This window comes from Exiguobacterium sp. UBA6282 (assembly GCF_002440475.1).
Classification (GTDB): Bacteria; Bacillota; Bacilli; order Exiguobacteriales; family Exiguobacteriaceae; genus Exiguobacterium_A.
On record NZ_DJUM01000038.1, the window covers coordinates 48,013 to 60,340 of the forward strand.

13 protein-coding genes and 1 riboswitch are annotated in these 12,328 nt (G+C 48.9%); of the genes, 9 read left to right on the forward strand and 4 right to left on the reverse strand.

Translation table 11 applies throughout. The features are described from left to right. The first annotated feature begins 111 nt into the window (after positions 1-111). Positions 112-1,023 (forward strand): Gfo/Idh/MocA family protein, encoded by a 912-nt coding sequence (locus B2751_RS10450; RefSeq protein WP_290774660.1) that lies wholly within the window; start codon positions 112-114, stop codon positions 1,021-1,023. A gap of 66 nt (positions 1,024-1,089) precedes the next feature. Here the strand turns inward: B2751_RS10450 and B2751_RS10455 are convergent, their stop codons facing one another. Next, entirely contained in the window at positions 1,090-1,710 is a 621-nt protein-coding gene (locus B2751_RS10455) for a hypothetical protein (RefSeq protein ID WP_290752690.1), read from the reverse strand. After that, positions 1,707-2,396: a hypothetical protein gene (locus B2751_RS10460; protein ID WP_035410353.1), complete on the reverse strand. Its 690-nt coding sequence runs from the start codon at positions 2,394-2,396 to the stop codon at positions 1,707-1,709. The genes B2751_RS10455 and B2751_RS10460 overlap by 4 nt, the downstream gene beginning before the upstream one ends. A gap of 133 nt (positions 2,397-2,529) precedes the next feature. Between B2751_RS10460 and B2751_RS10465 the strand changes: the two genes are divergently transcribed. Further along, positions 2,530-3,603 carry a glycerate kinase gene (locus B2751_RS10465; protein ID WP_290774662.1) on the forward strand — a complete coding sequence of 358 codons (1,074 nt, stop codon included), beginning with the start codon at positions 2,530-2,532 and terminating at the stop codon, positions 3,601-3,603. A gap of 63 nt (positions 3,604-3,666) precedes the next feature. Beyond that, positions 3,667-4,236 (forward strand): hypothetical protein, encoded by a 570-nt coding sequence (locus tag B2751_RS10470; protein ID WP_290774664.1) that lies wholly within the window; start codon positions 3,667-3,669, stop codon positions 4,234-4,236. Between the two features lie 46 nt (positions 4,237-4,282). On the opposite strand, the gene B2751_RS10475 is transcribed toward B2751_RS10470, so the two are convergent. Next, positions 4,283-4,762: a glutathione peroxidase gene (locus B2751_RS10475; protein ID WP_035410348.1), complete on the reverse strand. Its 480-nt coding sequence runs from the start codon at positions 4,760-4,762 to the stop codon at positions 4,283-4,285. 170 nt (positions 4,763-4,932) lie between these two features. Between B2751_RS10475 and B2751_RS10480 the strand changes: the two genes are divergently transcribed. The 6 genes from B2751_RS10480 (at position 4,933) to B2751_RS10500 (ending at position 11,196) form a co-directional block, all read left to right on the forward strand. Beyond that, complete coding sequence (locus tag B2751_RS10480; RefSeq protein ID WP_023469379.1) at positions 4,933-5,127, forward strand: hypothetical protein; 195 nt, start codon at positions 4,933-4,935, stop codon at positions 5,125-5,127. A gap of 241 nt (positions 5,128-5,368) precedes the next feature. Beyond that, positions 5,369-5,522: riboswitch (cyclic di-AMP (ydaO/yuaA leader) on the forward strand. Positions 5,523-5,743: 221 nt separating this feature from the next. Further along, a complete protein-coding gene (locus tag B2751_RS15285; RefSeq protein ID WP_081780413.1) occupies positions 5,744-5,824 on the forward strand; it encodes a potassium-transporting ATPase subunit F in 81 nt (26 codons plus the stop codon). A gap of 23 nt (positions 5,825-5,847) precedes the next feature. Further along, complete coding sequence (kdpA, locus tag B2751_RS10485) at positions 5,848-7,488, forward strand: potassium-transporting ATPase subunit KdpA (protein ID WP_290774666.1); 1,641 nt, start codon at positions 5,848-5,850, stop codon at positions 7,486-7,488. Between the two features lie 17 nt (positions 7,489-7,505). Beyond that, a complete protein-coding gene (kdpB, locus tag B2751_RS10490) occupies positions 7,506-9,575 on the forward strand; it encodes a potassium-transporting ATPase subunit KdpB (protein ID WP_396210743.1) in 2,070 nt (689 codons plus the stop codon). Positions 9,576-9,589: 14 nt separating this feature from the next. Next, on the forward strand, positions 9,590-10,111 hold the full coding sequence (kdpC, locus tag B2751_RS10495) for a K(+)-transporting ATPase subunit C (protein ID WP_290774668.1): 522 nt from the start codon (positions 9,590-9,592) through the stop codon (positions 10,109-10,111). Then, complete coding sequence (locus tag B2751_RS10500) at positions 10,108-11,196, forward strand: universal stress protein (RefSeq protein WP_056063215.1); 1,089 nt, start codon at positions 10,108-10,110, stop codon at positions 11,194-11,196. The genes kdpC and B2751_RS10500 overlap by 4 nt, the downstream gene beginning before the upstream one ends. Positions 11,197-11,527: 331 nt before the next feature. Here the strand turns inward: B2751_RS10500 and B2751_RS10505 are convergent. Continuing rightward, positions 11,528-12,328, reverse strand: an 801-nt coding sequence (locus B2751_RS10505) for an N-acetylglucosaminidase (protein ID WP_290774670.1), incomplete at its 5' end; no start/stop codon positions are given.

Sequence of the window (12,328 nt, forward strand, 5' to 3'; positions counted from 1 at the left end):
CTTCTTTTCAAAAAAAGGAATTTGATGCCTGTAAAGGGCTGTTTCTCATCTTTTCGTGTCAATTAACGTATCATAGGGAATGTAAGCAACAGTGGAAAAGGAGGAGTTCATATGAAATTAGCCGTCATTGGCTTAGGGGATATCGCTCAAAAAGCCTATTTACCGGTCTATGCTGAACGATCTGATATCGAGGTATATTTGATTTCACGAGATGAAGAGAAAGCAAAACGATTGCAAGCAGACTATCGCTTTGCGGGGACATACACGACGTTTACTGATGCTGTACAAGAAGGAATCGACGCGGTCATGATCCATTCAGCGACCGTCGTCCATGCCGAGCAAGCGCGACAAGCGCTAGAAGCAGGAATCGCCGTCTACGTTGATAAACCAGTCTCGATGGAAATTGAAGAAATTCGTGAACTGACTCGTCTATCGGAAGAGAAGCAGTTACCGTTCATCACGGGATTCAATCGTCGCTTTGCGTCAGCACACCAGCGCTTACTTGAAGTGAACGATCCGAATCTCGTCCTCATGCAAAAGAATCGGACGTCGTTCATCGAAGACGCCAAGCCATTTCTGTTCGATGATTTCATCCATGTCGCGGACACGCTTCGCTTTTTGACGGGACGTGGTGAGATTGAAGACTTACACGTCAAGAGTAAGCAAGACGAAAGCGGGCTACATCACGTGACGATTCAATTCGTCTCAAACGGCATCACGGCAATCGGTGTCATGAACCGCGATAACGGTATGACGGAAGAACGCGTCGAAGTGATGGGACCGGAGGAAAAACGGGTCGCAACCGACGTGACGACACTCGATCAATTGACGAAGCAAGGAACGCTCCGGTATCCGCTCGATAACTGGGAAGCGACGTTAAAGCGACGCGGGTTCGTCGATATGTTAGACGCGTTCCTTCGGACGATCAAAGGGGAACATTCCGAATCGGTCGTAGCGTCTGATAGCCTCGCGACACATGAATTATGCCAACAGGTGTATGAACACGTTCAAGCTGCGCGTTGAGTAGGAATCGTCAAAAATGCCGCTTCACTCGAGGAGATTCTCTCAAGTGGAGCGGCATTTTAGCGTTTACTTCTTTGATAGTTGTTTGAGTTGATAGATTCGCTTACCACTCGGTCCTTCGAACGTCACACGAAGTGTCGAGCGGGCGAAGCGGTAACTGACTTGTCCTTCGGATAAGTTAATACGAGCAGAGAAATCCGGTTCAAAACGAATGATCTCTTCGTCGTTTCGCAGTGCGTCCGGGAGACCGAACTGCTCAAAGCGAATCATCGCGATGAATGTGTCCTGCTCGTCAAAAGACACATGAATACGTCCGGTTCCGTCGAACGGCTCGTCTTCGAGTATACTTCGTTCGACTTCATACGTACCTTCGAACTGTTTGACTTGCTTCAACATCTCTTTTGCACTGAGGGCAATGGCTTCTGCCCTTTTTCGAACAGGATGATCCGTTGTGAGTTGAAGACGTTCGATTGCTTCCGCTGTTTTTAAGACATCACGCAGTTGATAACCAGCAAGCTGTCGTTCAAGCTGAACCATCAGCTGAGCAGCCGGTTCATCGATATCTTGTTCCGATCGTTCGACGGCACGGGTGTAGGTTTGCTGCTCGAGCTGTTCTTGAATCCTAGATGTTTCTGGCGAACACGCCATCAGAAGACAAAGAGGCAGACAAAGGAGCACTCGTTTCATGAAGTCACCTCCGTTCGATTAACATCAATGATTTGAAGATGATCCGTATGCACTTTCAGACGATAATGGACGCGATACGTCACAGGCTCTGAACCGTTTGCTGTCGCAATTTGGTACGTTTCTTGTGTACGTAAATGATACGTAACTCCCTTTGACGTGAATTTTTGGAATGTCACGGCGAGAACACTTGGAGCGACAGGGGCATCAACGGCATTCGTTATACGATGGAGATGCTTGAACTCTGATTCAAAGACGTTCAAAGTCGTGAACTGGATCGCAGAAAACGTCTCGATGGAATCGTATTTCTTCGAGAATGTCGCAAGCTCCGGAATCGTCCGAGTATATTGACGGACGAAGCGAAGGACATCATAGGACGTTGGAGGACGGTCTTTCGAGTACGTTTGATTGTACGCTGTTTGTTCATCGGACCATTCCGAAAGCGCGAGTGCTTCGACACTAGGTGTCGGACCCGCTTCAGGGGAAACGGGATCTTGTAGCGAATACCACAGGAAACCGGCTCCTCCGACGAGAAAGAGCAAAAGGCAGGTACTGATGAGCCAAGTCCGTGAAGTGGACGAAGTGGGTGGTTCGGCGAGTTGTTCTTTCTTGATAACAGGATGTTGGCAATGCGAACAAGTCGTATCGTGTTGACGAAGTGGTGTTCCACATAACGAACAGCGTTCCATGGGATAAGACCTCCTGTGTATGTAAAATGAAATGTCAGATAAGGGAATGGTAATTTGAAATTAGTATCATCGTAACATTAATTGGAAACGCAATCAAAACTTGATATGAGATTTTTGAAGGGAGAGCTTACAGATGGAACGTCACTTGATTTTAATGGATGCGTTCAAAGGTAGTATTTCTTCGAAGGAGGCAGCAGAAGCCGTCACGTCTGGAATACTGGCACATGATCCAACCGCGATCATCGATTCCTCACCTGTCGCGGACGGTGGGGAAGGAACGCTTGAAGTCTATCTCGCGCTTGGATATGAGGAAAAGACGGCGGTGACGATTGATCTAGCAGGTCGTCCGTGTGAAGTACAGTATGCCGTAAAAGATTCAGACGCCGTCATCGAAGTCTCGCGTATTTGTGGACTGCCGATGCGACAAAGCGGAGATGATCCTGTTCGAGTGAATACGCGTGGTGTCGGGCGTTTGATGGAACAGTTACGCGATCAAGGAATAACAAGTATCCTACTGGCGTTAGGGGGGACAGGTACGACGGATGGGGGACTTGGATTACTCGCGGAAGTCGGTTGTCGTCTTCAAGATGCCTCGGGTAAGCCGATTTTGTTCCATACGAATCCATTACTTGAGACGCAGACCATTCATTGTTCAACGTATCCGGTTCAGCTGGAAACCCTCGTAGATGTGACAGCTCCCTATCATGGTCTAGATGGTCCGGCTTATCTGTTTGGTCCACAAAAAGGACTGCTTGCGGATGACATCACAAAACTCGATCAACGACTCGAACAGATCGGAAAGTTACTTGGATTAGAGGGCGTCAAAGGAGCAGGGGCAGCCGGCGGACTCGGTGGAGCCGTGTATGCGCTTGGTGGACGGATCGTTCCGGGCGCATCGACGATCTTGCAACACCTTCGTGTAGCAGAGCGGATGCAACAAGCGGATTATGTCTGGACAGGGGAAGGACGGGTCGACCGTCAAAGCCAAATCGGTAAGTTGCCAGGTGAGGTCACGCGGATGGCGAGAACAGCTGGCGTTCCTTGTCTGATCCTTGCAGGAATCGTCGAAGAAAACATCCCGCAGGCACTTGATTGTCGATCGATTCATGTCGATCAGCCGATCACACTCGACCCGGAACAGACGAAAACGCGCCTACAGGAGCAAACACGTAAGTGGCTCGAGGAACTTTCACTGAAACAGGGATGAAGTCGGAAAAGTTTGGGTAAATAACTGTATATTGCCATACTTTTAGAGAAAGTAGGTCATCCTATGATCAATCAATCGATCCAATTATCGTTTCGCCAAGTCCGAGCGCTTGTCGAACATACTTTGCTGTTATTCAAAGAGCTCGATCAACAATTAGCGAACCGTGGATACGAACCAGTCCTACCGGATGTCGTCCAAACGGAACATGGTTTGAGCATCCATCAGACGAAAGAGAGTGCGGAGTCACTCGTTCCACATTTCCTAACGCGGACGTATGTCCGACAACAGGAAAAAACGAACCAACATGGATTGCTGATCTCTGTTCAATATACGCATCCTCTCCATGAACGATTCGATCCCGTCGTCCTCGTCGGCGATATGACATTCAAGCAGGTGAAGCATGCCCACAAAATCTTGAGTGAGAAACCGTGGCTCCTGAAGTATGCTGCCTTTGAATCGACGATTGCGCAAGAGTTCGTCGCCGATGGTACACGATACACGACGCAACCGATTGAAGAAATCGAAGAGCTGATCGTCTGGGGGCATCCGTTCACGGAAATGCGCGATATCGATGATGTCAAACGATTGGCGGAAGAGATGATCAGTCGTCACCTTGAGCCGGGGACAACATAAAAATAAGCTTCCGTTCCTTCAAGGGAGAAGGAGGGAAGCTTACCTTTTAGACTTGAACGAGCAATCGTTCGATCGCTGCCGTCAAATCCGTCGGGTTCGTTTTTGGAGAGAACCGCGTCACTTCTCCATCACGAGTCACGAGGAATTTCGTGAAATTCCACTCGATGTCTGTTGTACCGTCCGTCGTCGGTGCTTGTGCTTTCAGTTCTTCGAATAACGGATGTGCTTGCTCACCGTTGACATCGATTTTTGAGAAAACGGGGAACGTCACGCCGTAGTTGACTTGGCAGAACGACTGAATTTCCTCGTCCGTTCCGGGGTCTTGGTTCGCGAACTGATTACATGGGAAACCAAGTACGGTCAATCCTTGCGAACGATAGTCTTGATGCAATTGTTCCAGTCCTTCGAACTGTGGCGTCAAGCCGCATTTACTGGCTGTATTGACGATCAGCCATGCTTGAGCTGGGTAGTCACTTAAGGATGCCGACGTTCCGTCGACGCGTTGAAATGAATGATCTTGTAACATATCAATTCCCCCTTTTTAAGTACTTCTCTAGTGTAACAAATCCGTTTTCCTGTCGTCTGCTATCATTACTTGCGTGATGACAGAAACATCACAATCAAGTATCAACGACGCATTTGATGTCAATCTTTGTTACGATGAAAAGGAATATGGAAGGAAAGGAGAGATGCCACATGAGAAAAATGTTGAAACAATCGCGGTTCGTCATGATCGCGACGCTTTGTCTCGTCCTCGTCGGAAGTTGTATTACCTTACTGACGCTTGGATTCGAACGCGATATTGTGATTCTTGTTTCTGGAGTGGTTGCCCTATGGGTGACGATGCTAGCTCCTTTGACGGTCCATGCCAAAATGAATCAGCAATCATAATTCTGATTTGCTTATGAAACCGCAGAGCGATTCGATCTAAAAAGGAGCTCCTCCATTTTAGATGAAAGAATCGATTTCTGTGGTTTTTTTTCTTCTATAGCATAGAGTCAAAAAACACTATTTTTCGAAAGTAAGTCATTAAAAAATCAGACTATTTTTTTTTCATTTTTTCTATTTACAACCTTAAAAAATCGGAGTAATATCCATCTCATCAACGAACACTAACATGTTAATGCTTCGATCTCAAAGTACGCCGAATTCATGATTGAAGCGGGGGACCCAATCGTCACGACACGTGACACGGGGTGAATCCTTTCCGAACGGGAAAGGTAGGGCGAAATCCTAGGTATGCCCGAATCCGACAGCTAACCTCGCAGGCGTTTTTAGGAGGGAACGACTCTTTTTCAGTATGCCAAGTTATAAAGGCGATGCTGGGGCCGTTTTTCGCCTCACATCGTCTTTTTGTCGTGCTTAATTGTAAAAATATTGAATAATATGGGGGTAATTTCATAATGGGAGAACTATGGAGTATCGTACTGCTCGTCTTCTTCTTCGGTACGACGTTCGGAATGATTCGACTGATCGAACGTGTCCAGTGGAGAGCGGGTGACCGGAAATGACTTGGTTTTTACTAGCAATGGGATGTCTCGTCTTTTTGTATCTCGGTTATTGTCTGATCTATCCAGAAAAATTCTAATCGCATAGGGAGAAAAGAAAAACATGTGGACTCAATTCCTGATCCAATTTTGGATCCTACTCGTCATTGCACTTTGTGCAGCGGTCTTGCTCGGTCGCTACATCGGGATGTACTTTGCACCAATCGCAGAGCGTCGGGTCGATACAATCGGTAAGGTCGAACGACGCCTTCTATCGTTACTCGGTGTCGATGAAAAGAAACAAGATCAATCGTGGGTCGGCTATTCAAAAAGTCTATTAGTCGTCAATCTACTGTTTTTCATCGGTGGGTACTTGTTGCTTCGCTTTCAAGGAAGTCTACCGCTCAATCCAAACGGCGCCGCTAATCTTGACTGGTCGACAGCGCTCCATACGACGATCAGCTTCATGACGAACACCGATCAACAACACTATTCGGGTGAAGCTTTATCGTATCTCTCACAAACGTTCGTCCTCGGAACGATGTTATTCGTTGCACCGACGATGGCATTCACGGTCTGTATCGCTGTCATCCGTGGTCTTGCGAATAAACCGCTCGGTAACTTCTACGCCGACTTCGTTCGCTTCATCTTCCGCATCCTGCTTCCGATTTCATTGTTCTTCGGGATGTTGATGATTTTACTCGGCGTACCACAGACGTTTAGTGGCGCAATCAGCGTCACGACGCTTGAAGGGGCGAAGCAGTTGATTTACCGTGGACCGGTCGCAGCGTTTGAGGTCATCAAACAGCTTGGTAACAACGGCGGTGGTTTCTTCGGAGCAAACGGAGCACATCCGTTTGAAAATCCGAATCAGTTCGTCAACTTCATCCAGATGTTCTTGATGTTATTGATTCCAATGTCACTTCCTGTCGCGTATGGAAAAATCATCGATTCTGCGAAACAGGGGCGGCTTTTCCTCGGTGTCATGACGATTTTATTTATCATGATGACGTTCGGAATGGCAGGTAGCCTGTTTGCGAACCCGACCGCACATGGTCAGGAATTACGCTTCGGTCAAGTCGGTACAGCGCTCTATAGCTCGATTACGACAGCAGCCGAAACAGGTGCGGTCAATGCGATGCATGACTCACTCCATCCGCTTGCTGGTTTGATTCAGCTCGGCAACATGATGCTGAACGTCGTGTACGGCGGTGCCGGCGCTGGATTCTTGAATGTCTTGCTTTATGCTTTTGTCGCAGTCTTCCTGACAGGTCTCTTGATCGGTCGGACACCAACGTTCCTTGGTAAGAAAATCGAGACGTTCGAAGTGAAGATGATCGCTATCGCACTTCTCGTGCCACCATTCTTGATTCTCGTCGGAACGGCAATCTCCATGTACGTTGCACCAGGCGTCGCTGGCATCTCGAATCCAGGCTATCACGGGCTATCACAAGTCTTGTACGAATTCACGTCGGCGACAGCCAATAATGGTTCTGGATTTGAAGGGCTCGGGGACGCGAATGTCTACTGGAACGTCTCGACATCGTTTGCGTTATTTTTCGGACGTTACATCCCATTGATTTTAATGCTTGCGATCGTTGGTTCGCTGAAGGCGAAGCCATCCGTGCCGCAAGATGAGTTTTCATTCAAAACAGACACACCACTCTTCGGAACAGTCTTCCTCGGTACGGTCGTACTCGTCGGTGCATTGACATTCTTGCCAGTGCTCGTACTTGGACCTGTCGCGGACTGGCTGACGATGTGAACAGGAGATAAAAGCATATGATGGAACGTATCATGCATCCGACGTCCGACGAACACCAACCGAATGGGCAGCCGGAACAGCAATCCAAATCAGCAATCAACGGATCAATCGCGCGCCAGGCGACAATCGACGCCTTTAAAAAAATGAATCCCGTCAACATGATCAAACAACCAATCATGTTCGTCGTCTGGATCGGTTGTTTGCTCGCAATCGGCTATACGATCTTCATTGATGAGATGCGTGGATTTAACTTGACGGTCAGCATCATACTCTTCTTGACGGTCTTGTTCGCGAACTTCGCAGAATCGATCGCCGAAGGACGCGGGAAAGCACAAGCAGACTCGCTAAAAGCGTCGAAAGCGGACGTCATGGCACGTAAACGTGTCGGACAATTGATTGAGAGTGTCTCGTCCGCGACACTCCGGAAAGGCGACATCGTCTTCGTCCGGGCCGGTGAATATGTACCAGGTGACGGTGAGATCATCAAAGGTCTTGCTTCGATTGATGAATCGGCGATCACAGGGGAATCGGCACCAGTCATCAAGGAAGCGGGCGGTGATTTCTCATCGGTCATCGGTGGAACACTCGTCGTTAGTGACGAGATTGAAGTCCGGATCACGAGTAATCCAGGGGAATCGTTCCTCGATCAGATGATCGCGCTCGTCGAAGGCGCAAGCCGTCAAAAGACACCGAACGAGCTCGCTTTATCAACACTGTTGACGAGCTTGACATTGATTTTCTTACTCGTCGTCATGACGTTACCAGTCTTTACGAACTATCTTGGATTCAATCTTTCTGGTCCAATCTTGATCGCTTTGCTCGTCTGTTTGATTCCGACGACGATCGGTGGTTTGCTGTCCGCGATCGGCATCGCCGGGATGGACCGTGTCACCCGTTTTAACGTCATCGCGATGAGCGGGAAGGCGGTCGAAGCAGCAGGGGATATCCAAACGATCATCTTAGATAAAACGGGAACGATCACGTTCGGGAACCGGATGGCGTCGGAAATCACGCCTGTCGGTGGACGCTCTTCCGAGCAAGCATTCGAAGGGGCAATCATCGCTTCGTTAGCCGATGAGACACCAGAAGGACGATCCGTCTTAGAACTCGCAGAACTACGAGACATGCCAGTCGAGCGCCAGTGGTTAGATGGCGCAGAAATCATTCCGTTTCGCGCGGAAACACGGATGTCAGGTCTTGATTTGACGGATGGTCGCCGGGTACGGAAAGGAGCGGGACAAGCGATCCAAGAATGGGTGACAGAACAAGGTGGAACGATTCCGAATGATTTGCAAGAAACGATCGATTCCGTCTCACGCTTAGGTGGAACCCCACTTGTCGTTGCGATGGATGCGACGATTCTTGGAGTCATCTACTTGAAAGACACCGTCAAACCAGGAATGCGGGAACGGTTTGATCGGTTGCGTGAGATGGGGATCAAAACGATCATGTGTACCGGCGACAACCCGTTGACGGCAGCAACGATCGCTCGCGAAGCAGGCGTTGATGACTTCGTCGCAGAATGTAAACCGGAAGATAAAATTCGTGTCATTCAGCAAGAACAAGCAGCTGGTCACCTCGTCGCGATGACAGGGGACGGTACGAATGATGCACCAGCACTCGCTCAAGCGGACGTAGGTCTAGCGATGAACAGTGGGACACAAGCTGCGAAAGAAGCAGCGAACATGATTGATCTTGATTCGAACCCAACGAAGATCATCGAAGTCGTCGAAATCGGAAAGCAGCTCTTGATGACACGGGGAGCGTTGACGACGTTCTCGATCGCAAACGATGTCGCAAAATATTTTGCGATCATCCCGGCGATGTTCATGGTCGCGATTCCGCAGATGGAAGTACTCAACATCATGCGACTCGATTCCCCGACGACAGCAATTTTGTCGGCTCTAATCTTTAACGCGATCATCATCCCGATGCTGATCCCGCTCGCGATGAAAGGTGTCTCGTATAAACCGATGACAGCCGATCAATTGCTCGGGCGTAACTTACTCATCTACGGTCTTGGTGGTGTCATCGTACCGTTCATTGGGATTAAAATCATCGATGTCTTGCTTGCAAGCATCCTTTAAGGAGAAAACGAATCATGAAACAAGCCATTCGTGTGACGATCTTCATCACAGCATTATGCGGGATCGTCTTTCCCGCCTTGTTGACGCTGTTCGGTCAGATTCTTGTACCGGATAAAGCAGCCGGTTCACTCGTACAGGAAAACGGAAAATTCATTGGATCGGAATTGATTGCCCAACCGTTCACGTCGAAACAGTATTTTCACGGACGTCCATCAGCGGTCGATCAATTAGCGGGATCATCTGCTGGGGATAACTTGGCAGCATCGAACCCGGAGCTTGGTACGAAGATAGCGGCATTGCAGAAACAGAATCGAGAGGACGGCGCTTCGCTTCCGGACGATGCCCTCGTGACATCCGGTTCTGGTTTCGATCCGCATATCTCAGTCACTTATGCTTTGGATCAAGCGAAGCGTATCGCAACCGCACGCGACCTATCGCGTGACGAGGTACACAAGCTAATCACGAAACAAGCCGGGACGCATGATTACGTCAATGTCCTCCTTTTGAACCTAGCACTTGATCGGAGCAAGTCATGACACGGGGAAAGCTGAAGCTTTATATCGGCTCAGCTCCTGGTGTCGGAAAAACGTATAAGATGCTTGCCGATGCACGAACCTTGACGCTTGAAGGCAAGGATGTCGTCATCGGTTTGATCGAGACGCACGGTCGAAAAGAGACGGCGGAGATGGTCGGACAGCTCGAACAAGTCCCGTTACTTGAAGTCGTCTATAAAGAGAAAGTGTTTCCTGAGGTGAACGTGGACGCGATCATTGCCCGTCACCCGGATATTGTCCTGATCGATGAACTGGCGCATACGAATGCTCCCGGATCAGAACGGAAAAAACGCTATCAAGATGTCGCGGCACTCCTTGACGCCGGGATCAACGTTTACTCGGCCGTCAACATCCAGCACTTCGAAAGCTTACTCTTTAAAGTCAAAGAAGTGACGGGTGTCGAGGTCCGGGAGCGAATCCCGGATCCATTTCTCGGAGAGGCTGATGAGATCTTACTCGTCGACGTGACGCCGCAAACGTTACGGGAGAGACTCGAGCAAGGGAAAATCTACAAGAAAGAAAAGATTGAACAGAGTCTGAATTCGTTTTTCTCGCTTCAGAATCTCGCGAGCTTACGGGAGTTATCGTTACGACAAGTCGCGGACGAAGTCGACGATCAAGTCTATCAATCACGTTTGTTGATTGAAAAAGACCCGGCGACATTACAAGAACGGATTCTCGTCTGCATCCAGCTTAATGATAACGCGCGAAAGTTGATCTATCGCGGATTTCGCATGGCAAGTCGATTAAAGGCGGAACTGTATGTTCTGACGATTTTACCGGCAGCGGAAAATCAATTGAATGCGAAACAGAAGGAAGTGCTTGCGATGGTGCGGGAGAGTGGTGCCTTGTTCGGAGCAGAAGTGCTGATCCGGATTCAAGGCGAACGTTCGATTGCTCAAGCGATTACCGCCGCTGCCAAACATCATCGCATCACGCAAATCGTCCTCGGTCAATCCGCGCGGACCCGCTGGCAGGAAATCCGACGCGGATCGATCATCAATGAAATCATGCGTCATGTCCGCGGAATCGATATCCAAATCGTCGCCGATGACATGGAACGCTAGGGGAGCCCTTCCGCGTAAATGCAGGGGTTTTCTTCGCACCATCATCAGTCTATCGTTTCATAAGACGAACGAGTCAGTTGGTCATCCTCCCTTTCCGCAGGCGGGAGGTAAGCTGCGACATCCTCGCATTTCATGCTGTCTACCGGGTCTTACCTATCCCTGTCGAAAGCGTCGAGCGCGCTTTCTTTTCCTGCAGGAGTTGAGGATGATCCTGCTCGTTCGCTACTAATGAAAAAGGAAAGACCGTTCCGGTGGGATCACCAGAACGGTCTTTCCTTTTTTTGATGTTGGAACACATTCATTGATTTAAAGACGTTGGTTCATCGTCTCCTTAACGAGCGAAGACTGGAATATCAAAGACAGCTGTGTAGCTATCCATTTGTTGATAGAGTGAATAGATCCGAGACGTTTGCTTAACGGCCCATCCCATGTCTGTTGCGTATTGATGGCTACCAGGACGCATCGGACTCCAACGCATCTTGTAGAGCGTGTTTTGTCCGTATTCATTATGGATGTACTTCGTGCTGATGAATTCAGCACCACCGACGATTGCCGCTTCTGGTGTGAACCAGCCCATTTTATAGGCATAAGCAGCGCCGGTGTTGATCGCATCATAATCATACGCACCGATTCCATACATGTTATAGACTTTACGTCCATTCCATGTCACACCCATTGCGAGTGTCGATTGTCCATTGCCTGTCTCAAGTAGAGCGTGTGAGATCAAGTAAGCTTCGTTGATGCTGTATTTTTGACCAGCATCGATGAACGCTTGTCCACAACTACCGTTGCTACACTTGTTGAAGATCCCGAGTCCTTTCGTTACGTTCGCTAACATCTTATCAAGTGTCGCAGCCGATGCTCCTGTCGTTTTCGAGAGATCGAGGAACTGATAGAACGCAGAAGAGTTGCGGTCGACTTTCAGTGGATCGGCAACATCACGGACGTCCGTTTCCAGTGCATTCAACCATTGGATCGTCGAATAATTCGTTGCATTCGAATAGACACGTGGATACGTCGTATAGAAGCCACTGACTGATTGATAGACGCGAATCATTCGACCAGGCTGGAACTGACCGTAGACATGACTTGCTGTCGAAGCACCAGAGCGGATGTTAAGTGGTGTCGTCGC